Below are 21,216 nucleotides of genomic sequence, written 5' to 3' on the forward strand. Positions count from 1 at the left end.
CGCCGGTGCGGCGGGCGCGGTGCTCGTCGCGTGCGATCTGGATGCGCTCACTGCCACCGTGCGGGTGAGTGTGGGGGCGGGTCCGTTCGCCGCCGAGGCGCGGGCGCGCGCGGGCCCTCCGCCGAGTTCCGCGCCGTGACGAGGGCAGTCGCGGCGCCCGCGTGTCGCTGCGCCGGCGGTGGAACGTCCGGCCGCTCACAGCCACTTCATGTGCGGCACGTGTGTATGGTGTGCATCGAAGAAAGGACGCCACGTGGCTCAGAGCACAAAGGCATCGGCATCGACGGGTAAGACAGGAAAGACCCTCGTCATCGTCGAGTCGCCGACCAAGATGCGGTCGATCCAGGGGTACCTGGGCGACGGCTACGAGGTGCTCAGCTCGGTGGGCCACATCCGCGACCTCGCCGACAAGAAAGACATCCCGGCAGAGCTCAAGAAGACCTCGGTCGGCAAGTACTCGATCGACATCGAGAACGGCTTCACTCCTCTTTACGTCGAGAGCGACCGCGGCAAGAAGACCGTCGCCGAACTCAAGCGCGCCCTGAAAGATGCCGACGAGCTCCTGCTCGCCACCGATGAAGACCGCGAGGGCGAGGCCATCGCGTGGCACCTGCTGCAGGCGCTGAAGCCCAAGGTGCCGGTCAAGCGCATGGTGTTCCACGAGATCACGAAAGACGCGATCCAGGCCGCCGTCGGCAAGACGCGCGAGCTCGACCTGGCCCTCGTCGACGCGCAAGAGACCCGCCGCATCCTCGACCGCCTCTACGGGTGGGACGTCTCCGACGTCACCCGCCGCAAGGTCGGTCAGGGAACCTCCGCCGGCCGTGTGCAGTCCGCCGCGACCCGCCTCGTCGTCGACCGCGAGCGCGAGCGCATTGCGTTCGTGTCGGCCGACTACTGGGATGTCGAGGCTGTCGCCGCACCTGCCGGGCGCGCCGACGACGGCTTCGCCACGCGACTCGCGCGCCTCGACGGTGCTCCGCTCGCCCGCGGCACCGACTTCGACGACGCCGGCCAGCTGAAGAAGGCGGTCGTCGTCCTCACCGAGTCGCAGGCGACGGCGCTCGCCGCTGCGCTCGAGGCATCCGGCGACGCGGTCGTCGTCTCGGTCGAGGCCAAGCCCGGCACGCGCAGCCCCAAGCCGCCCTTCACGACCTCGACGGTGCAGCAGGAGGCGGGGCGCAAGCTCTCGATGAGCGCGAAGCACGCCATGGGCGTCGCGCAGCGGCTCTACGAAAAGGGCTACATCACCTATATGCGCACCGACTCGACCGCGCTGTCGACGCAGGCGATCGCCGCCGCGCGCACGCAGGCGGTCGCGCTCTACGGCGACCGCGCCGTGCCGCCGAACCCGCGCAGCTACGCGAACAAGAGCAAGAACGCGCAGGAGGCGCACGAGGCGATCCGGCCCTCCGGTGAGACCTTTCGCACGCCCGCCGAGGTCGCGTCGGCCCTCGACCGCGACGAACTGCGCCTGTACGACCTCATCTGGAAGCGCACGATCGCGTCGCAGATGTCGGATGCCAAATACGAGACCACGACCGTGACCCTCGAAGCCGACACGTCGGCCGCGACGGGCCTCGCGTGGAAGACGGCGTCGTTCACCGCGTCGGGCACCGTGTACACCTTCAAGGGATTCCTCGAGGCGTACGAAGAGGGGCGCGACGAGAAGCGCGGCGACACCGACAAGGCCGACGAGCAGTCGCTGCCGCAGCTCGCCGTCGGCGACGTGCTGGCCCTGCACGACGTCGAACCCAAGGGCCACGCGACGAGCCCGAAGCCGCGGTACACCGAGGCATCCCTCGTCAAGGCGCTCGAAGAGAAGGGCATCGGCCGCCCGTCGACCTTCGCGAGCATCATCGACGTGATCATCAACCGCGAGTACGTCACCAAGCGGGGGCAGGCGCTCGTGCCCAGCTGGCTCGCGTTCAGCGTCGTGCGCCTGCTCGAGCAGCACTTCACCGAACTCGTCGACTACGACTTCACCGCGGCGCTCGAAGACGACCTCGACGCGATCGCCCGCGGCGAGCAGCAGCGCGTCGAGTGGCTGAAGGAGTTCTACTTCGGCTCCGAGCAGCACGTGGGGCTGCGGAACATCCTTGACAACCTCGGCGAGATCGACGCTCGCGAGATCAACGCGACCCGCATCGGCGATGTCGCGACGCTGCGCTTCGGTCGCTACGGCCCCTACCTCGACGTGCCGAACGACGACGGCACCTCGCGCATCGTCAACATCCCGGGCGACCTCGCCCCCGACGAGCTGACGCCCGCGAAGGCCCGCGAGCTCATCGACGCGCCCGTCGCCGGTGACCGCGTGCTCGGCCAGAACCCCGAGACGGGGCGCGACATCATCGTCAAGGACGGTCGCTTCGGGCCGTACCTCGAAGAGGTGATCCCCGCCGAACCCGAGCCCGAGCCCCAGCCGGCCCCGGAGCCCACGGAGGGCGCGCCGAAGAAGCGCACCGCGAAGAAGAAGGTCGAGGCGCCCAAGCCCCGCCGGGCCTCGATCTTCAAGAGCATGTCGCCCGAGACGATCGACCTCGACACCGCGCTGAAGCTGTTCTCGCTCCCGCGCACCGTGGGGGTCGACCCCGAGACGCTGACGCCGATCACCGCGCAGAACGGCCCGTACGGCCCGTACCTGAAGAAAGGGACCGACTCGCGGTCGCTGCAGAGCGAAGACCAGATCTTCGACATCACGCTCGAGCAGGCGCTGGAGATCTACGCGCAGCCGAAATATGCGAACCGCGCCGCGACCTCGCTGAAGGAGTTCGAGGCCGACCCCGTCAGCGAGAAGCCGATCCGTATCAAGGACGGCCGGTTCGGCGCGTACGTCACCGACGGCGCGACGAACGTGACGATCCCGAAGGGGCAGACCCCCGACGACATCACGTACGAGATCGCGGTGCAGATGCTCGCCGACAAGCGCGCGAAGGGGCCGGCGCCCAAGCGCACGACGCGACGCGCGACGACGACCCGCAAGCCCGCTGCCAAGAAGAAGTGATGACCCCCGAGGCCGCGCCCCGGGGACTCTGGGTCACGTTCGAGGGTGGCGACGGGGCCGGAAAGACGACCCAGGCGGCGCTGCTCGAGGAGTGGGTGAGCGATCAGGGGCGCACCGTCGTGCGCACGCGCGAGCCGGGCGGCACCGAGGTGGGCGTGCTCATCCGAGACATCGTGCTGCACCACCGCGGCGACATCGCCCCGCGCGCCGAGGCGCTGCTCTACGCGGCAGACCGGGCGCACCACGTGGCGACCCTCGTGCGCCCGGCGCTCGAGCGCGGCGACGTGGTCATCCAGGACCGCTACCTCGACTCGTCGGTGGCCTACCAGGGCGCGGGGCGGGTGCTGGATGCCGCGCAGGTGCGCGATCTGTCCCTGTGGGCGACCGAGGGGGCGCTGCCCGATGTCACGGTGCTGCTCGACCTCGACCCCGCATCGGCCCGCGCGAGGCTCGACGCCGACGACAAGCCCTTCGACCGGCTGGAGTCGGAGAAGGCAGAGTTCCACGAGCGGGTGCGGGAGGCGTTCCTCGCCCTCGCACGGGCAGAACCCGACCGTTTCGTCGTGCTCGACGCGAGCCTCCCCGCCGACGAGCTCGCCGCTGCCGTCCGCGAGCGTGTCGCCGCCGTGCTTGCGTGACCGCGCGCGACGGCGTGAGCGTCGGCGGCACGCCGTAGGCTGTTCGGCATGACGTCCGCCGCCGCCGCCCTTCCTTGGGGTGACGTGTGGGGCCAGAGCGACGCGCTCGGGCAACTGCAGGCAGCGGCATCCGATCCCGCCCAGCTGGCGCACGCGTGGCTCATCACGGGGCCGGCCGGCTCGGGGCGGTCGACGCTCGCGGCGGCCTTCGCCGCGGCGCTCATCGCCGAACCCGGCGACGAAGCGGCGATGCGCCAGGTGCTCGCCGGCACGCATCCCGACCTCACGGCGCTTCGCACCGAGGGCGTCATCATCTCGATCAAAGACGCCCGCGCACTCGTCGAGCGCTCGTACTTCTCGCCGTCGCTCGGCCGCTATCGGGTGATCGTCGTCGAAGACGCCGATCGCATGGTCGAGCGCACCTCGAACGTGCTGCTGAAAGCCCTCGAAGAGCCGCCCGAGCGCACGGTCTGGATCCTCTGCGCACCGAGCGAAGCCGACCTGCTGCCGACGATCCGCTCGCGCGTGCGCACGCTGCGCCTGCACGAACCCGACGTCGCCGACGTGGCGCGCCTCATCGTGGCGCGGACGGGCGTCGACGCCGCGCTCGCGGAGCAGTCCGCACGCCTCGCCCAGCGGCACATCGGCATGGCCGTGCGCCTCGCCACCGACGAAGACGCCCGTGCGCGCCGTGACGAGACGCTGCGCGCCGTGCTCGCGGTGCGGGGGGTCGGTACGGCCGTCGAGACCGCCGCGCGCATCGTGCAGCTCGCGACCGACGACGCGAAGGCGCTGACCGCCGAACGCGACGAGGCCGAGCGCGAGTCGCTGCTGCGGACGCTCGGCGTCGCGCCGGGCACGGCGGTGCCCCCGGCCGTGCGCGGGCAGCTGAGCGCGCTCGAAGACGAGCAGAAGCGTCGCGCCACCCGCAGCCTGCGCGACGGCATCGACCGCGTGCTCACCGACCTCGAATCGATGTTCCGTGACGTGCTCATGGTGCAGTTCGGGCGCTCCGACGACCTCATCAACCGTGAGCTGGGCGACGAGATCGGGGCGCTCGCCTCGATCTGGGCGCCGCAGCGCACCCTGACCGTGCTCGATCAGATCTCAGCGACCCGCACGAACCTGCAGGGCAACGCCGCTGCGGCGCTCGCCCTGGAGAGCATGCTCGTGACGGTCGCGAGCGGAAGGACCCCGTGAACACTCTTCGACGCGCCCTCACCGTCGCCGCCGCACTGACCGTCGCCGCGGTGACGCTGTCGGGATGCCTCTACGCGGCGATCCCGCCCGAGACCTCGTCGACGCCGGCGCCGAGTCGCGAGCCCGATCTCGACGGTGCCCCGGCCGGGTTCGAGGACTTCTACGGCCAGACCCTCGACTGGACCTCGTGCAGCGGGAGCGACGCGGGGTCGTACGACTGCACCGACGTGACCGCGCCGCTCGACTGGTCCGACCCCGACGCAGGGACGATCGAGCTCGCCCTGATCCGACGTGCCGCTACCGACGGCGACGCGCTCGGGTCGCTGCTCACCAACCCCGGCGGCCCCGGCGCGAGCGGGTACGACCTCATCGCCGACTCGGCGAGTTTCGCGGTCAGCGGGCCCGTGCTCGACGCCTACGACGTGATCGGGTTCGACCCGCGCGGGGTGGGGCGATCGACCGCGGTGACGTGCCTCGATGCCGCCGACATGGACCGCATGCTCTACGACATCCCCGCCGATCCTCGCGGCAGCCAGGGCTGGACCGACGAGCTGACCCAGCGCAACACCGAGTTCGTCGACGCGTGCGAGGCGAACTCGGATGGCATCCTGCCGTTCATCACGACCGACAACGCCGCCCGCGACATGGACCTTCTGCGCGCGGTGCTCGGCGACAACAAGCTCAACTACCTCGGCTATTCATACGGCACGTTCCTCGGGGCGACGTACGCGAAACTCTTCCCCGAGCGCGTCGGACGGATGGTGCTCGACGGCGCGATCGACCCGTCGGTGTCGGGGCTCGACGTGAGCACGACGCAGGCGATCGGGTTCGAGTCGGCGCTGCGCGCCTACATGGCCGACTGCCTCGACGGGCGCGGATGCCCCTTCAGCGGCACCGTCGATCAGGCGATGGCCGACCTCGGCACGCTGCTCGCGAGCGTCGACGCGAAGCCGTTGCAGGGCGATGACGGGCGCATGCTCGGCGCCGACACGCTCATGACCGGCATCATCGCCGCGCTCTACGCGCAGGACTCGTGGCCGTACCTCACGCAGGCGCTCAGCCAGGCGCTGCAGGGCGACCCCTCGACGGCGCTGCTGCTCGCCGACTTCTACAACGGGCGCAACGACGACGGCACCTATTCCGACAACTCGGCCGAGGCCTTCCGTGCCTACAACTGCATGGACTACCCGCTTGACACGTCGCAGGCCGATCAGGATGCCTCGACGGCACTGATCACGCAGAAGGCACCCACCGTCGCCCCGTACTGGCAGGGCGTCGACGTCTGCGCCGTGTGGCCGTACCCGCCGACGGGCGTGCGCGAGCGCATCACCGCCGACGGCGCCGCGCCGATCGTCGTGGTCGGCACGACGAACGACCCGGCCACCCCGTACGAGTGGTCGGTGTCGCTCGCCGAGCAGCTCTCCTCGGGCGTGCTCATCACCCGAGAGGGCGAGGGTCACACCGGCTACAACAAGGGCAACACGTGCGTCGACAGCGCGGTCGAGGACTACCTCGTCGACGGCACGGTGCCGCAGAACGGTCTCAGCTGCTGACGGCGTGTCCGCGCCTCAGCGGCGCAGCACGCGGCGCGCGAGCGCGTTGCCGATGAACTGCACGGCCTGCACGATGACGACGATGACGAGCACCGCCGTCCAGGTGACCCACGGGTTGAACTGCTTCGAGCCGTAGTTGATCGCGAACTCTCCCAGACCACCGGCGGCGACGGCGCCCGCGATCGCGGTCATGTCGACGAGCGCGACGACGACGAAGGTGTAGCCGAGCACGAGCGGCCCGAGCGATTCGCGGGGAACCAGGCGGAAGAGGATGCGCGACCGGCTCGCGCCCGCGGCGCGGGCCGCCTCGATGACGCCCGGGCGCACGGTGAGGAGGTTCTGCTCCACGATGCGGCTGATCGCGAAGAGCGACGCGATCGTGATCGCGAAGATCGCGAACGGGGCGCCGATGCCCGGCAGGCCCAGCCCGCGGGCGACCGGCTGCAGCGCGAGCAGCAGGATGATGAACGGAATCGGGCGGAACGTGTTCACGATGACGTTGAGCGTGCCGAACACGACCCGGTTCGGGAAGAGGCTTCCCGCCCGCGTGGCGTAGAGCGCGATGCCGAGCACCAGGCCGCCGAGACCGCCCAAGATGAGGGCGCCGCTCGCGACGTACAGGGTCTCGAGGGTGGCATCCCACAGCTCCGGCAGCAGTTCGATGAGCCTATCCACGGGTGTCCTCCTCGGTGAAGGTCGCGAACGCCGACGCGGCGGCGATCGCGCGGTCGACGGATTCGGTCTCGCCGTCGACGGCGAGGGTGAGGTGCCCGAACACGCGGCCGCCGATGTCGTTGATGCCGCCGTGCACGACTTCGAAGCGCACCCCGTGCGCGCCGAGCGCGGCGAACACGTCGGCCTGCGCGGCGGCGCCTTCGCGCACGTCGAGGGTGAGGAGGCGACCGGGGTGGCGGGTGCGGAGCGTGGCGAGGTCGTCGCCCTGCGGCACGTCTTCGATGATGCTCGCCACGAAACGGGCAGTGGCGGGCTGCTGCGGGGCGGAGAGGATGTCGAAGACGGGGCCCTGCTCGATGATGCGGCCGTGCTCCATCACGACGACCCGGTCGGCGAGGGTGCGGATGACATCCATCTCGTGCGTGATCACGAGGATCGTGACGCCGAGCTCGGCGTTGACCCGGCGCAGCAGCGCGAGCACTTCCTGGGTGGTGTCGGGATCGAGGGCGCTCGTCGCCTCATCGGCGAGCAGGATGCGCGGGTTCGTCGCGAGGGCGCGGGCGATTCCGACGCGCTGCTTCTGGCCGCCGGAGAGCTGTTCGGGGTAGTTGCGGGCCTTCGTCGACAGACCGACGAACTCGATCAGCTCGTCGACGCGACGGCGGATCTCGGCGCGCGGGCGCCCGGCGACCTCGAGCGGGTAGGCGATGTTCCCGGCGACCGTGCGCGAGTCGAAGAGGTTGAACTGCTGGAAGATCATCCCGATGTCGCCGCGCAGGCGCCGGAGCTCCCGCTCGCCGAGGCCCGTGATGTCGACGCCGTCGATCTCGACGGTGCCGGCGGTGGGGGTCTCGAGCGCGTTGACGAGGCGCAGCACGGTCGATTTGCCGGCGCCCGAGTAGCCGATGATGCCGCAGATCTCTCCAGCGGCGACGTCGAGACTCACGTCGTCGACGGCCACCAGGGGTGCCTCGCCGCGGGTCTGCGGAAGGAAGGTCTTCGTCACGCCGGAGAGGCGGATGAGGGTCATGAGGTCATTCCCGGGTCGAGGGTCGGGGTCAGCGCGTGTGCGGTGTGCGCACGCACGTGTGCGGCCCGCTCGATGAGAGCCGGCCGCACACGCGACGAGATCACTGGTTGGCGCGGATCTCGTCCTCGGTCTTCTTCAGCGATGCGACGAGGTCCGAGACGGGCGTCTTCACGAGCACGGCGGTGCCGCCGGATGCCTCGAGCACGCCGTCCTGCACGGCCTGGGTCTCCTGGTAGATCTTCACGAGCTTCAGGTACGTCGGGTTCTCGGCGTCGGCGGCCTTCGCCGCGAAGATGTTGATGTACGGGAACGCCGACTCGTTGGACGGGTCGTCCTGTGCGAGCAGCTGGTCCTTGGTCAGCCCCGCCTTCGAGACGAAGTCGTTGTTGACGACGGCCCCGGCGAAGTCGGGCAGCGACGAGGCGGTGAAGTCGGCGGCGACGGCCTCGACCTTGACCTTCGAGCTCGACTCGATGTCGGCGACCGTCGAGAAGATCGACCCGCCGTCCTTCAGCTCGATGAGCCCGGCCGACTGCAGCACGAGCAGCGCGCGCGCCTGGTTCGACTCGTCGTTGGGCACGGCGACGGTCTCGCCGGCGGGGATGTCTGCGACCTTCGAGTACTTCGTCGAGTACAGGCCCAGCGGGTAGATCGCCGTCGCGCCGATCGGCACGAGGTCGTCGGAGGCGGCCACGTTGTAGGTCGCGAGGTAGATGATGTGCTGGAACTGGTTGAGGTCGAGCTCACCCGCCGACAGAGCCGGGTTCGGCTGGTCGTACGAGTCGAAGTTCACGATCTCGACGTTGATGCCCTCGTCGGCGGCGGCCTCTTTGTAGGTCTCCCAGTACGGTTCTCCCGCGCCGACGACGCCGATGCGGACGGTGTCGGACGAGCCCGAGGCGTCGCCCGAGCCGGCGGGCTCCGACGAGCCGCTCGCGCAGGCGCCGAGCAGAAGGGCGAGGGGGAGGGCCAGCGCGATCGCGGCCAGGGACTTCTTGGTGGACATGGTGGTGCTCCTTGTGGGTCGGTGCACCGCGCAGCGCGGATCGGTTGGCCGAGGTCTGCGCTCGCCTCATCGCGGTGCCTCTTCGGCGCTACGGAGCGGTCGCAGCGGCGACCAATCGCGCGTAACACGATGTCACCGACGAGTGGCTCGCCCGGCGGTGCCGTGCGTGGTTCGCGAGTGGTGCGTCGAGCCTGTAAGATCGATCATCGTGCACGGCGCGAGCGCCCTGCACACCATGCTGCTGATGACGCAGTGCCGCCCTAGCTCAGTCGGCAGAGCATTTCACTCGTAATGAAAAGGTCAAGGGTTCGATTCCCTTGGGCGGCTCCCTCACAACGGCCCGGACTCCCAGAGTCCGGGCCGTTGTCGTATCGCGGCGCGGATAGACTGGCGCGGCCATGTCCGCCTCTTCGCCCGCCGTGCTCGATGTGCTGCTCGAAGTGTTCACGTGGGTCGGCTTCGGCGGGGCGGTCGTGCTCGCCGTCGTGGCCGCGATCCTGTGGGCGATGGACGGCACGTGGCTGCCGGCGCAAGCGATCGTCGACACCGAATCCCTCCCGTCCGGTGAGGCGACGGTGGTGCGCTGGTTCGACGCGGACGGCGATGCGAACAGGGCGGTGGCCGGCCCGGCCGATGCCGCAGTCCTTGCTGGCCGCGACAGCGCCGACATCTGGTACCGGCTGGGCTGGAGCGGGCGCATGCGCCTGCAGCGCCGCCCGGCGGGGCTGCGCGCGGTCGCGCTGTCGGCGGCGGGCCTGTTCGCCCTCGGCATCCTCTGCCTCGTCACCGGCTGGGTGCTGTACTTCTTGCGCGGGTGAGCCGAGGCGGGAACCCGAGGGTGACACGGCGCGATTTTGCTAGATAAGCTAGCGATATGACGCTCCGAGCCGACACCCGCCGCACCGACTCGACCCATCCCTCGCCGAAGGACTCGACGACGCGGTGGCTGCGCATCGGCATCCCGGTGCTGCTCGTGCTGATCTGGCTGGTCGGCGGATCGATCGGGGGACCGTACTTCGGCAAGATCGACGAGGTCTCGACGAACGACCAGTCGACCTTTCTGCCGTCGTCGGCCGAGGCGACCCAGGTGCAGCAGCGCCTCGCCGATTTCACCGGCGGCGACACCATTCCCGCGGTCGTCGTCGTCACCGGAGACGGCGCGCTGACGAACGATCAGCTGGCGAGCGTCGCCGACCTCGCGACCACGATCTCGGGTGTCGAGGGCGTCGGCGAGGTGTCACCCGGCATCCCCTCCGACGACGGCGAGGCCGTGCAGCTGTTCGTGCCGATCGAGACCGCGGGAGATGTCGGCGACACGGTCGAGGCGGTGCGCGCGGCCGTCGCCGCCGACCTGCCGAGCGGTATGGATGCCTGGGTCACGGGCCCCGCCGGGTTCACCGCCGACCTCGTGCAGGGATTCCTCGGCATCGACGGGCTGCTCCTGGGCGTCGCGCTCGGCGCCGTCTTCATCATCCTCGTGATCGTCTACCGGTCGCCGCTCTTGCCGATCCTCGTGCTGCTGACCTCGACGTTCGCGCTCTGCGTGGCGCTTCTGACGGTGTGGTGGCTCGCGAAGGCGGGCGTGTTCGTGCTGAACGGGCAAGTGCAGGGCATCCTGTTCATCCTCGTCATCGGCGCGGCCACCGACTATGCACTGCTCTACGTCGCACGCTTCCGCGAGGCGATCGCGCAGGGCAGGCGCCGATGGGATGCCACGACGACGGCCTGGCGCGGTGCGTTCGAGCCGATTCTCGCGTCGGGTGGCACCGTCATCGCGGGCCTGCTGTGCCTGCTGCTGAGCGACCTCGCGACCAACCGCGCGCTCGGGCCGATCGCTTCGATCGGCATCGCGTTCGCCGTGCTTTCGGCGCTGACCTTCCTCCCCGCCCTTCTCGCGCTCGTCGGGCGCGCCGCCTTCTGGCCGTTCGCGCCGAAGCAGGGTGTGACGCGCGACGTGGGCGCCGAGGTCGAGGCGCTCGTGACGAACCCGGATGCCCCCGTGCGCGGCTTCTGGGAGCGGCTGGCACGTCTCATCGCGCGTCACGCCCGCATCGTGTGGATCGCGACGACCGTCGTGCTGCTCGCCGCCTCGGTGGGCGTGCTGCAGTTGAAGGCCGACGGCGTGCCGCAGAGCGACCTCGTGCTCGGCGCGTCGGAGGCGCGTGACGGGCAAGACGTGCTCGCCGCGCACTTCGCGGCCGGATCGGGGAGCCCCGCGTACGTCATCGTGCCGCAGGGCGACGTGGCGGCAGCCGTCGAGGTTCTCGAGGGCGCCGACGGCATCGACTCGGTCGCTGCGGCGTCGAAGGATTCGGCGTCGGGCCAGGTCGCCGTCTCGGTCTCGAACGGCGAGGTCGTCTACACGACGGCCGGGCCGCCGAGCCAGACGGCACCCGAGCCGACCGTCTCGGGCGGAAGCGTGCTGCTCATCGCGACGCTCGGCGACGAGGCCGACTCTCTCGCCGCCGAAGACACGGTGAGCGAGCTGCGCACAGCCTTCGCCGACCGGCTGGGTGAGGGAACGGTGCTCGTAGGCGGACCGACCGCGATCGACCTGGATACGAACGACACGTCGATCCGCGACCGCACGGTGATCATCCCGGTGATCCTGTTCGTCATCCTGGTGATCCTCATGCTGCTGCTCCGCGCGGTCGTGGCGCCGCTTCTGCTGATCCTGAGCGTCATCATCTCGTTCGGCGCCGCGCTCGGCGTGAGCGCGCTCGTGTTCAACCACGTGTTCCACTTTCCGGGGGCCGACCCCGCGGTGCCGCTCTACGGGTTCGTTTTCCTCGTTGCGCTCGGGGTCGACTACAACATCTTCTTGATGTCGAGGGTGCGCGAAGAGTCGCTCCGCCACGGCATGCGCCCCGGCATCCTGCGCGGCCTCGTCGCGACGGGCGGGGTCATCACCTCGGCGGGGCTGGTGCTCGCGGCGACGTTCGCGGCGCTCGGGGTGATCCCGATCCTGTTCCTCGCCCAGCTCGCGTTCATCGTCGCGTTCGGCGTGTTGCTCGACACGTTCATCGTGCGCTCGCTGCTCGTGCCGGCGGCGGCGTACGATCTGGGGCGCGTCATCTGGCGGCCGTCGAAGCTGTGGCGGCGCCCCAGCGACGGCGGCGGTCAGGTGACCGTGGCGGCGACAGCGGCGCCGGCGACGCTGGCCACGGAGGCGCGAGACGGAGGGCGATGACCACACCGGCGGAGCGCGTGGGCGGGTGGGTCTGGCGGCTCGCACGCCGCGTCGCGGCGTGGTTCCGGGGTCGCGAGTACGACAGCGGCCCCTCGGCGGCGCACGCCGCGACCTCGCGGCCCGGGGTCGGGTTCTCTTCGGCCGCGGCGATCCGCTATTCGTTCACTGAGGGCTGGAGCGCGGTGTCGGCACCGGTCGGGACCGCACTCCGTGGCCGCCGGGTCGCGCCCGGTGACGAGCTGCGCTACGCGGTGCTGCCCGAGTGGGCAGACACGGCCGACGTGCGCGACGGGTTCGCGGCCGATGCCGTGGCGCTCGACCTCGTCTTCGACGACGGCTCCCGCCTGAGCGATCTCGGCCCGGTCGACCAGTACGGCGTGGCGCTCGACCCGCTCGCCCAGCACGAGGGCCGGGTGCTGCACCCCGACCAGTGGAACCTCGTGCGGGCTTCGCTCGACGCCGCCGTGGGGCGCGTGATCGAGCGTGTCGAGCTGCACGTCGCCGAAACACGGCAGCCCGGATCTCGCCGCGCGCCGCTCGTCGGCTGGATCGACGCGGTCGAGATCGCCCCGACCGTCGCCGAGCCCGAGCGCCCCGTCGACCGGGCGCGCACGCGGCAGGGCACGATGTCGAGCCCCGCGCTGTCGCGCGGCAACACCGCGCCGACCGTGGCGGCGCCCGGCGGGTTCGTCGGAGGCATCCCCGTCACGAACGCATCGTCGGCGCGCTGGCCCTACACGTGGCACGTCGACAACCGCGACGACAACCGGCCCGCCCTGCAGGCGTTCGCGACATCGCACCTGCCGAGCCCGTGGATGGGTGAGCGCGGCGCGTTCCAGGTCATGCCGGCGCTTGCTCCACCGCCGGGCGGCGCGGTGCCGACGTCTCCGGCCGCGCGGGCGCTCGGGTTCTCGCACGACGACGAGATCGCGCGCCCGCACGACTATCGGGTGGCGCTCGACGGAGGCATCCGGGTCGAGATGACCGCGACCGACCACACGGTGCTCGTGCGGGTGCGCTTTCCGCCCGGCGCGACCGAGGGCGTGCTGGTGTTCGATCAGATCGAAGGGCACGGCGCGCTGCGCCTGCCCTCGCCCGACGGGGCGACAACGGATGCCGTGGATGCCGTCGTTCGCGCGTTCACCGACGACGGCGCCGGCCCTCAGCACGACCGCGCCGCGTCGCCGCGCGCGTATCTGCATGCGCACCTCGACCGGCCCGTCGTCGCGGCGGACTACGTGCGCACGGGTTTGCGCGTCTCGGCGGAGGGGGCGCCGCGCGGGTGGGTGCGGGTGGCACTGGATGCCTCGGCGACGGTGACCGTGCGCCTGGCGACGAGTTACATCGGCACCGACCAGGCGGAACGGAACCTCGTGCTCGACGGCGCCGACGCCCCCTTCGACGAGGTGCGGGAGCGCTCCGCGGAGGTGTGGGATGCCTGGATCGGTCGCGTCGACCTGCCCGCCGTGACCACGAGCGGTGCCCCCGGCGCGTCGGTCGAGCAGCGCGCGATGATGGCTACCGCGTTGTACCGGGTAGGCCTCTTCCCGGCTCGCGCGCACGAGAACCTCGGCACCGCCGAGCGTCCCGACCCGCACTATGCGAGCCCGTTCCACCCGGTCGACGGATCGAGCGCCGATCGCACCGGGGCGCGCGTGCTGCCCGGCGAGCTGAGCGTCAACCACGGGTTCTGGGACACCTACCGCACCGCCTGGCCGCTGCATGTGCTGCTCGATCCTGAGCGCGCCGGGCGTCTCGCCGACGGATTCGTCGAGCACTACCGCGCCGCCGGATGGACGAGCCGCTGGTCGTCGCCCGGCCCGGTCGACTCGATGACCGGCACGTCGCTCGACACGGTGCTCGCCCACGCGGTCGACGCCGGGGTTCCGGTCGACCTCTGGAGCGCGTTCGACTCGGCGCTGCGGAACGCCAGCGTGCCCTCTCCCGACCCTCGGCTCGGGCGCAAAGGTCTCGCAACCTCGGCGTATCGCGGGTGGGTCGACACGAGAGTGCACGAGGGGCTCACCTGGACGCTCGACGGGGCGATCAACGACCTCGCCGTGGCGCGCCTCGCGCGCGCCCTGCTCGAGCAGGTTCCGCCCGCCCACGAGCGCCGCGACGAGCTCGTCGCCGCGGTCGCGTACTTCACCGCCCGCGCGGGGTCGTACGCACACGTCTTCGACATCGACACGGGGTTCTTCATCGGTCGCGACGCGCGCGGGCGCTTTCGCAAGGATGCCCGGGATTACGACCCCACCGTGTGGGGCTTCGACTACACCGAGACGAACGGCTGGGGTACGGCGTTCTCGGTGCCGCACGACGGCGCGGGCCTTGTCGCGCTTTACGGTGGGCGCGAGGCCCTCGCCCGAAAGCTCGACGCGTTCTTCGCCGTGCCCGAACGCGGCGACGAGAGCGTCCGCGGGTCGTACCCGACCGTGATCCACGAGATGGTCGAAGCGCGGAACCTGCGCGCCGGGCAGTGGGCGCCGTCGAACCAGCCGGCGCATCACATCCCGTTCATGGCCCTGTTCGCCGGTCGCCCCGGTCTCGCCTCTGACGCCGCACGCACCGCGGTGGAACGCATGTTCACGGGTGGCGAGATCGGCCAGGGCTGGCCCGGCGACGAAGACAACGGAGAGATGGCGGCCTGGTGGGTCTTCGCCACGCTCGGCCTGTATCCCCTCGTCGCAGGCACGGCGGGCTATGTGATCGTCGCACCCGCGGTGCCCGAGGCGCGGGTGCGGGTGGGCGAGGATGCCTGGCTCGTGATCCGGGCGCCCGGAGCGAGCCGCTCTCGCCGCTTCGTGAGATCGGTGCGCCTCGACGGGCAGGCCTGGACGAGCACCTTCCTGCCGCACGAGCGCATCGCGCGGGGGGCGACGGTCGAGTTCGACCTGTCGGACGAGCCCCAGGAGTGGGGGAGCGCGCCCGCCGACGCCCCACCCTCGCTCACTCCGCCGGGCTACCTGCCCACCGTGCTGCGCGACCTGACGAGGGATGCCGAGGTGCAGGCATCCGGCGGCGCCACGGCTTCGCCCGGCGCTGCCGTCGATGACGACGCCTCGACCCCGGGGATGCCCCTCGCCGCCGGAGAGGGGATCGAGATCGCGGTCGGTGCGGGGGAGCCGGAGATCCTCACCGTGACGGTGGAGAGCCCCGGTCAAGTCCGGTTCCGACTCGAGGTCGACACGCCGGGCGGCTGGGAGATCGTGCTGCGCGTCGACACGGTGTTCGCGTGGGACCTGCAATTGCGACCGTTCCTCGTGCCGCCGCGCGCCCTGAGCGGCTGGGAAGACCCGGGCGGCGGGGATGGCCTGGGCGGGGATGGCCTGGGCGGCGCGGCGGGAACGCGGTGGCGCCTGGTGGCCGAATCGACGATGACCCTGCGTCAGCTCGAGCTGCTGGTGCGCGAGGAGTATCGCCGGGGGAGCGCGCGCCCCGGCGGCGACGCCGATAGCCTCGAGGTATGACCAGAGCGCTGTTCATCGTCGACGTTCAGAACGATTTCACCGAGGGAGGGGCGCTCGCCGTCGCCGGCGGCGATGCCGTGGCGGAGGCCGTCAGCACCTATCTCGCCGGGCACGCGGGCGACTACGCCGTGATCGTAGCCTCGCGCGACTGGCACGACCCTGATTCCGACAACGACGGGCATATCGCGCTGACCGGAGAGCCCGACTACGTCGCCACCTGGCCGGTGCACTGCATCGCCGACACGGCGGGCGCCGAATACGACCCGCTGCTGGTCACCGATGCCGTCACGCACCATGTGCGCAAAGGGCAGGGCGTGTCGGGCTACTCCGTCTTCGATGGGACGACCGGCGACGGCGAAGCGATCGCCGACGTGCTCGCCGCGCGGGGTGTGACCGACATCGATGTCACGGGCATCGCAACCGACTATTGCGTGCGGGTGTCGGCGCTCGACGCGCTCGCGCGCGGATTCCACGTGCGCGTGTTCACCGACCTCATCGCGGGGGTCGCCGAAGCGCCGTCCGAGGCGGCCCTCGCCGAGCTCGCCCAGGCTGGCACAGACCTCGAGGTGTCGGCATGAGCGCCCCCGCCGGGTGGTACCCCGACCCGACCGGCGTCACGGGTGTCAGTGGCGAGCGGTGGTGGGACGGCACGCAATGGACGGCGTATGAGCGCGCCGCACCGTATGCCCCCGCAGGGATGTGGCCGAAGGTGCAGGTCGACACGAACACGGTGTGGGTATGGCTCGTGATCGCTGTCACGGCCCTGCCGTACGCGACCCTGTTCCTGGTCGACGGTGGCGGATATCTGCACGGGGTGCTCCAGTCGGGTTCGTCGGCGGCGGTGTCGGGCATGATCCAGTGGCAGCTGCAGACTTTGGCCGTGTCGATGCTCGGCTGGGTCGCGATGGGCGCCGGGATCGTCTTCAGCTGGCTCGACTGGCGCGAGCTGCGAAGGCGGGGCGTGCCCGCGCCGTTCCACTGGGCATGGTCGTTCTTCGCGTTGCTCGGCGGGGGAGCGGCGGTCTACATGATCGGTCGCGCCGTGGTGCTGCGCCGCCGCACCGTCTCGGGCGGCTGGCCGCCGCTGTGGGTCTGGATCGGCGTCACCGTCATCGGCTACGCGATCACTTTCGCCTGGTTGTTCTGGTTCATCGGCGCGTCATTCGGTGGGCTCACGTCCAGCTACTCCTGACCGGTGGATCTCGAGCGGTGCGCGCCCGCCACTTCTGGCAGAGCCTGGGTCAGCTGGGTCGCGAGGTCGCCTGGTCGCGCCCGATTGTTGCGCTCTGATCGAGCCACGCGATCCCAGTGACTGAATGGTGGGCCCCGTGGGGCTCGAACCCACGCACGGCCCCGTTCTGCGCGAATCGAAATGTCGAGATCCGCGTGTTTACGCTGTTCTCGGGGTTGTTCACCAACACTGGCCGACGTTCACCTACGTTCAGATGTTGTCAAAATGTTGTCACAGAAGCGATGCCCGAGTCTCCCTCGGGTTGCACGTAGATGGGTCAGGCGCTCAGGGGCTGGATTGCGCTGATCGGCGCTTCGGTGCGGGCGAGCGCGAGGTCGTAGCCCTCCTGCAGTCGGAGCCAGAAATGCGGTGTGGTGCTGAAGAATGCGCCTAGGCGCAACGCGGTGTCCGCGGTAATCGCCTGCTTGCCGCGGACGATCCGCGAGATGCGTGCTTGATCGACGCCGATGCGCTTGGCAAGCTCATACTGGCTTAGCCCGAACGGCTCGAGAAACTCCTCGAGCAGGATCTCACCCGGCGTCGAGAGCTCGTCAGTGATAGTCGATGAATGCGACATTGTTCGCTTCCCCTCCGTCCCAGTCGAAGACCAGTCTCCATTGGTCGTTGACCCGGATGCTGTACGTGCCCGCCCGGTCGCCTTGCAGCTTCTCGAGGCGGTTTGAGGGCGGGATCCTCAGATCTTGGAGCTCCGCTGCCGCCTCGAGCATTTGGAGCTTGCGCACCAGACGCCTCCGGACGTCGGGTGGCACGCGTCGCGGTGCTGGACCACCGAGCCAGTACTCCTCGATGTCCCGATCCGCGAACTTCACACCGCCATACTAGCGCAGCGCGCAAGTATGAGGAAGGGTCTGACGGGACGGTCAGCCAGCGCAGGAATGACGATCCCTAATTGGGCATCGTGCGTTCGGGGAGGGTGTCCGGGCGTTTGGCAGTCAGATCGCGGATTCGGAGTTGGACCGGTTGGGTCGCACTTGCGCCGTACGCCGACCGATGAGGAAGGCGACCGTGAGGAGACCGATCGCCAGGATGACCCCTCCGATAATCGTGGTGCGGGAGAGGAACACACCGCTGGCCCCGGGAACGAACGTTGCGTCTGCGAGCGGTTGATACGCGAACCAGCCGAACGTGACCGGGGTCAGCAGCCCGGCGATCAGTGCGACGGCACCCGCTGCGACCACGATGCCGGCGATGGTCCACGCGATGATCGATCTCTTGCGTTCGCTCACGCGTCGACACTATCCGTGAGCCTGGCCGCCGGGACGATCCCTATCCGGGCATCGCTCGCAGCGGTGTGACTCGGCGAAGCGCGAGCGTCCGCTCGGGCCTCGTGGACACCGCTTCCAGCGACCCGACTCGTTTCGCCGGGGCGGCACGACGCCGTTCGCTTAGTGCTCGCGCTGCCATCGCCGCGCGGCCGCGCCGCGCAGACGATGGCGGCGTGCGAGTTCATCCTCGTAGGCGGCCAACCACACGACGGCGCGTTCACGCTTTACATGGCCCCTCGCCGCGTCCCATAACGCCGGCGACAGTGCCAGAAGCAGTATGCCGACGAGCGCAACTATCAGGATTAGCCTGGCCCACCACGACGTGGCGAGCGCTGGATCGGGCTGCACCGTGATGAATGGCGCTGCAATGACGACGAAGATTGCCAGCACCAAGCTCGCGACATTGAACTGCGTCGCGACGCTGTCGTCGGCGCTCTGGGCACGCAGCTTCGCGAGAACGTTGACTTGGGTGGATCGACTTGCGAGCGCAAAGTCGTTCAGTCGATCTGTTGTGACGTCCACGTCGTTATGAATGTGCGGTTCGGCCTTCTTGCGCGCCATAGTTCGTCCTCTGCCGATGGGTCCAGGAGAGAGGACACTATCGCTCGGCGCTGACATCGTTCGCAGCGCTAGCGCGCGTCAAAGGATCGATCGAGACAAACGATCCCTATTCGGGCAGTGCGCGATGAGGGGACCGGCGCGCGCAGTTGTGGCGTGACTGGTCGGCTAGCCAGGCGTGCGACCCGGCTTGGTTAGCGTCGCGCGACGATCGGCGGCACCCAGACTCCTTCGATGATTCCTGGCTGCCCTCCGTAGGCGCGGAGCTACAACGAGAACGTCGCGTGAGGGGCTGGGAGTCAGTTACTCTCCGGGTCCGATCGGAGTGAGGTGTGGCCGGACGTAGAGCTGGAGGAAGCCGTCTAGCCGTAGACGAGCGCATGTTCTTCGTACGAGGTAAGTATCGGCGCAGGTCGTTCGGTAGAAGAAGTGGTCGTCGTGGTACACCGCGTCGGGCGACCTCCCGCCGGTCGGCTAATTACGGTCACTGACGGAGCGTGACCTCGAAGCTCTGGTCACGCAGCTGGGTCCTCGACTATCCGAATGGTGTTCTCTTCAGAAACGCCTACGCGTGTGCCGCCAGTCGGAATTGCTCGCCCGCGAAGAAGTCAAAGTCGGGATCGAGCTGCGCTTCCATCTCCACGAGGATGCGAAGGTGCCATCCCGCGTCTGTTGAGTTCACATGCTCCACGTGCAGCTCTACTGTGCCTGCGGCACGCGCTCGATCGAGTGCGGAAGTTAGCAGATCGGGAACGTAACCGAGGGGATCGTCCGAGCCCGCCAAAACGAGTAGGGCGAGCTGGGAGAACTGGTTAGTTGGCTCGGAGTGGAGAGTGAGTTCGTCGCCCGGCCTGAGGGAGCCAAGCAGCGTCTCGAGTTCGTCGATCGAGTACATTCCGCGATCCACACCATGAACAGGCACCGTCTTTGTCATGAGATGCCGAACGCCGTTGACCAAGAAGAAGCAGTGCCAGGATTCGCTGCGTAGTTGGGGAACGGGGAACAACTGGATCGTGTCGCCCTCCCGGGCGCCGTGGGATCGGGAGAGGAGTTCCCACGGAGTGTCATCATCGTCAAGCGCAAGCTCGTGCAGGTGACGTTTGTAGTCCGGGCGGCGTGGGTCCATGATCCGTTGCGCGAAGAAAGGGAACAGCGTGCGCGATGTGTAGGACGCATCGATGTCGTCGAAACCGAGCAGAGGAACGAAGCCTTCGACGTCGCGTGCCCGCGCGAAGTAGTCGAACTTGTACTCATAGCCGTCGAAGGCGAGTTGGCCAATCGGTTCGATAGCACGTGTGATCGGGTGTTGCCAGCTCACTATGAGTCGGCGACCGCCAACGGGTACAGGTCGGGTTGCGTCTGCGATCTGTGTGTCAACAGATTTCATCGCGCATCCTTCCAAGATTTGTTGTGATCAGGCTACGAGCAAACCTACGCGCAGGTTCCGACATTCCCGGTACTGCGTGGATGATTGCCTCGACATCGGCGAGATCCAGCAGATCTAGGCGAGCACACCAGTGGTCCCTCGCGGCGTTAGCTCCCAGATTCACAGCGCGTCGAGCTGCTTCGACGAGGCTCGGTGTTGGTTCTTCTTCCCAATCGAATCGCCAGGCCGTGCCGCGAGCAACGAATGCATCGAATCGTGGCCGGTCGGCCAAGAGTTCAAGGCGCCGAGCGTCCAGGAGGTTGTATCCAAGACTCCCTTCGTTGTCGTAGGCCGCCGCTAGCCGCGTCCGCTCACGCCCAAGAGCATGTCGGAGCACCGACCAGTTCTGCTCATGTCGGTCGCGATTGGACACCAAAGCGTCGAGCACCAGGAAACCAGTGAAGTAGCCAAACGCGTCAAGCTCTCCAACGCTCGTCCCGTATGGCACGTCGACCCCCTGCAGAGCATCGTGAATCGCCTGCATCGAGTAGCCGGGAGTTGCCCCGTGCACGCGATCAACGGAACTGTTGAGCGAGAATGGAACGTTGGCGCTGGCATCCAGCCAAAGGCCGCCCGTGTATGTCTCCCACTCGACGTCCGGTCGTACGTTTCTCGAGAGTGTTCCGGCGCGACCGCTGCGTACGCCCAGCTCGACCACGGCGCTGGGGACTCCAAGCAAATGCGCGAGCTCGGCGCTGATCTTCTCGGCCCAATCCCCACCCTGCATATGTCCGTTGGAGTGCAGAGTGACGGGCTTGAACAGCCAGCGGTTCTCGGGGGTGTGCGGTACTCCTGGCGCCGCAAGCCACACTTTCTCGCTCGCACCCAGCTGTTCCTCCACTACAACCGTCCACGCGGAGACGTCGACGATCGGGTAGGTCACGCCGCGAGGCTATCAGCGGACCGAGCTAGGACTGCTCGTTCGCGCCGATCCTTTAGTGGGCAGCGC

General features: G+C 69.2%; 18 protein-coding genes and 1 tRNA gene. 10 read left to right on the plus strand and 9 right to left on the minus strand.

Annotation, left to right across the window (positions count from 1 at the left end; all coding sequences use genetic code 11):
- Positions 1-331 precede the first annotated feature (331 nt).
- From topA to G3N18_RS05565, 4 genes are read left to right on the plus strand one after another with little or no spacing between them, the layout of a single operon-like run.
- A complete protein-coding gene (topA, locus tag G3N18_RS05550; protein WP_196383364.1) occupies positions 332-3,004 on the plus strand; it encodes a type I DNA topoisomerase in 2,673 nt (890 codons plus the stop codon).
- Positions 3,004-3,642, plus strand: a complete 639-nt coding sequence (gene tmk, locus G3N18_RS05555) for a dTMP kinase (RefSeq protein WP_196383309.1) — start codon at positions 3,004-3,006, stop codon at positions 3,640-3,642. The genes topA and tmk overlap by 1 nt, the downstream gene beginning before the upstream one ends.
- A 48-nt stretch (positions 3,643-3,690) precedes the next feature.
- Positions 3,691-4,842, plus strand: a complete 1,152-nt coding sequence (locus G3N18_RS05560) for a DNA polymerase III subunit delta' (protein WP_196383310.1) — start codon at positions 3,691-3,693, stop codon at positions 4,840-4,842.
- A complete protein-coding gene (locus G3N18_RS05565; protein WP_196383311.1) occupies positions 4,839-6,395 on the plus strand; it encodes an alpha/beta fold hydrolase in 1,557 nt (518 codons plus the stop codon). The genes G3N18_RS05560 and G3N18_RS05565 overlap by 4 nt, the downstream gene beginning before the upstream one ends.
- A 15-nt stretch (positions 6,396-6,410) precedes the next feature.
- On the opposite strand, the gene G3N18_RS05570 is transcribed toward G3N18_RS05565, so the two are convergent.
- From G3N18_RS05570 to G3N18_RS05580, 3 genes are all read right to left on the minus strand, one after another.
- The gene (locus tag G3N18_RS05570) at positions 6,411-7,070 is read right to left on the minus strand and encodes an ABC transporter permease subunit (protein WP_196383312.1); all 660 of its coding nucleotides are present in this window, start codon (positions 7,068-7,070) and stop codon (positions 6,411-6,413) included.
- A complete protein-coding gene (locus G3N18_RS05575) occupies positions 7,063-8,100 on the minus strand; it encodes a methionine ABC transporter ATP-binding protein (RefSeq protein ID WP_196383313.1) in 1,038 nt (345 codons plus the stop codon). Before G3N18_RS05575 ends, G3N18_RS05570 begins: the two co-directional genes overlap by 8 nt.
- Positions 8,101-8,200: 100 nt before the next feature.
- A complete protein-coding gene (locus G3N18_RS05580; RefSeq protein WP_196383314.1) occupies positions 8,201-9,106 on the minus strand; it encodes a MetQ/NlpA family ABC transporter substrate-binding protein in 906 nt (301 codons plus the stop codon).
- 254 nt (positions 9,107-9,360) lie between these two features.
- Here G3N18_RS05580 and G3N18_RS05585 point away from each other — a divergent pair.
- The 6 genes from G3N18_RS05585 (at position 9,361) to G3N18_RS05610 (ending at position 16,958) form a co-directional block, all read left to right on the plus strand.
- Positions 9,361-9,433, plus strand: a tRNA-Thr gene (locus tag G3N18_RS05585).
- 71 nt (positions 9,434-9,504) lie between these two features.
- Positions 9,505-9,924, plus strand: coding sequence for a hypothetical protein (locus G3N18_RS05590; RefSeq protein ID WP_196383315.1), 420 nt, complete (start codon positions 9,505-9,507; stop codon positions 9,922-9,924).
- 56 nt (positions 9,925-9,980) lie between these two features.
- The gene (locus G3N18_RS05595; protein ID WP_196383316.1) at positions 9,981-12,296 is read left to right on the plus strand and encodes an MMPL family transporter; all 2,316 of its coding nucleotides are present in this window, start codon (positions 9,981-9,983) and stop codon (positions 12,294-12,296) included.
- Positions 12,293-15,766 carry a GH92 family glycosyl hydrolase gene (locus tag G3N18_RS05600; protein WP_196383317.1) on the plus strand — a complete coding sequence of 1,158 codons (3,474 nt, stop codon included), beginning with the start codon at positions 12,293-12,295 and terminating at the stop codon, positions 15,764-15,766. Before G3N18_RS05595 ends, G3N18_RS05600 begins: the two co-directional genes overlap by 4 nt.
- Positions 15,763-16,344: an isochorismatase family protein gene (locus tag G3N18_RS05605; protein ID WP_196383318.1), complete on the plus strand. Its 582-nt coding sequence runs from the start codon at positions 15,763-15,765 to the stop codon at positions 16,342-16,344. Before G3N18_RS05600 ends, G3N18_RS05605 begins: the two co-directional genes overlap by 4 nt.
- Positions 16,341-16,958, plus strand: a complete 618-nt coding sequence (locus tag G3N18_RS05610) for a DUF2510 domain-containing protein (RefSeq protein ID WP_196383319.1) — start codon at positions 16,341-16,343, stop codon at positions 16,956-16,958. Before G3N18_RS05605 ends, G3N18_RS05610 begins: the two co-directional genes overlap by 4 nt.
- A 316-nt stretch (positions 16,959-17,274) precedes the next feature.
- Here the strand turns inward: G3N18_RS05610 and G3N18_RS05615 are convergent, their stop codons facing one another.
- From G3N18_RS05615 to G3N18_RS05640, 6 genes are all read right to left on the minus strand, one after another.
- Complete coding sequence (locus tag G3N18_RS05615) at positions 17,275-17,574, minus strand: HigA family addiction module antitoxin (protein WP_196383320.1); 300 nt, start codon at positions 17,572-17,574, stop codon at positions 17,275-17,277.
- Positions 17,549-17,827: a type II toxin-antitoxin system RelE/ParE family toxin gene (locus G3N18_RS05620; protein ID WP_196383324.1), complete on the minus strand. Its 279-nt coding sequence runs from the start codon at positions 17,825-17,827 to the stop codon at positions 17,549-17,551. The genes G3N18_RS05615 and G3N18_RS05620 overlap by 26 nt, the downstream gene beginning before the upstream one ends.
- 123 nt (positions 17,828-17,950) lie before the next feature.
- The gene (locus G3N18_RS05625) at positions 17,951-18,244 is read right to left on the minus strand and encodes a hypothetical protein (protein WP_196383325.1); all 294 of its coding nucleotides are present in this window, start codon (positions 18,242-18,244) and stop codon (positions 17,951-17,953) included.
- A 159-nt stretch (positions 18,245-18,403) separates the two neighbouring features.
- On the minus strand, positions 18,404-18,844 hold the full coding sequence (locus G3N18_RS05630; RefSeq protein ID WP_196383326.1) for a hypothetical protein: 441 nt from the start codon (positions 18,842-18,844) through the stop codon (positions 18,404-18,406).
- A gap of 562 nt (positions 18,845-19,406) precedes the next feature.
- Positions 19,407-20,228, minus strand: a complete 822-nt coding sequence (locus tag G3N18_RS05635; RefSeq protein WP_196383327.1) for a hypothetical protein — start codon at positions 20,226-20,228, stop codon at positions 19,407-19,409.
- The gene (locus G3N18_RS05640; RefSeq protein ID WP_196383328.1) at positions 20,215-21,150 is read right to left on the minus strand and encodes a HipA domain-containing protein; all 936 of its coding nucleotides are present in this window, start codon (positions 21,148-21,150) and stop codon (positions 20,215-20,217) included. The genes G3N18_RS05635 and G3N18_RS05640 overlap by 14 nt, the downstream gene beginning before the upstream one ends.
- Positions 21,151-21,216 lie beyond the last annotated feature (66 nt).

It is taken from the genome of Microbacterium paulum (assembly GCF_015707995.1).
GTDB lineage: Bacteria > Actinomycetota > Actinomycetes > Actinomycetales > Microbacteriaceae > Microbacterium > Microbacterium paulum.

Coding starts and splice junctions, on each gene's coding strand:
- G3N18_RS05590 (WP_196383315.1), top strand. CDS start 9,505: ATGTCCGCCTCTTCGCCCGCCGTGCTCGATGTGCTGCTCGAAGTGTTC.
- G3N18_RS05610 (WP_196383319.1), top strand. CDS start 16,341: ATGAGCGCCCCCGCCGGGTGGTACCCCGACCCGACCGGCGTCACGGGT.
- G3N18_RS05560 (WP_196383310.1), top strand. CDS start 3,691: ATGACGTCCGCCGCCGCCGCCCTTCCTTGGGGTGACGTGTGGGGCCAG.
- G3N18_RS05605 (WP_196383318.1), top strand. CDS start 15,763: ATGACCAGAGCGCTGTTCATCGTCGACGTTCAGAACGATTTCACCGAG.
- G3N18_RS05595 (WP_196383316.1), top strand. CDS start 9,981: ATGACGCTCCGAGCCGACACCCGCCGCACCGACTCGACCCATCCCTCG.
- G3N18_RS05630 (WP_196383326.1), bottom strand. CDS start 18,844: ATGGCGCGCAAGAAGGCCGAACCGCACATTCATAACGACGTGGACGTC.
- topA (WP_196383364.1), top strand. CDS start 332: ATGCGGTCGATCCAGGGGTACCTGGGCGACGGCTACGAGGTGCTCAGC.
- G3N18_RS05580 (WP_196383314.1), bottom strand. CDS start 9,106: ATGTCCACCAAGAAGTCCCTGGCCGCGATCGCGCTGGCCCTCCCCCTC.
- G3N18_RS05575 (WP_196383313.1), bottom strand. CDS start 8,100: ATGACCCTCATCCGCCTCTCCGGCGTGACGAAGACCTTCCTTCCGCAG.
- tmk (WP_196383309.1), top strand. CDS start 3,004: ATGACCCCCGAGGCCGCGCCCCGGGGACTCTGGGTCACGTTCGAGGGT.
- G3N18_RS05600 (WP_196383317.1), top strand. CDS start 12,293: ATGACCACACCGGCGGAGCGCGTGGGCGGGTGGGTCTGGCGGCTCGCA.
- G3N18_RS05635 (WP_196383327.1), bottom strand. CDS start 20,228: ATGAAATCTGTTGACACACAGATCGCAGACGCAACCCGACCTGTACCC.
- G3N18_RS05615 (WP_196383320.1), bottom strand. CDS start 17,574: ATGTCGCATTCATCGACTATCACTGACGAGCTCTCGACGCCGGGTGAG.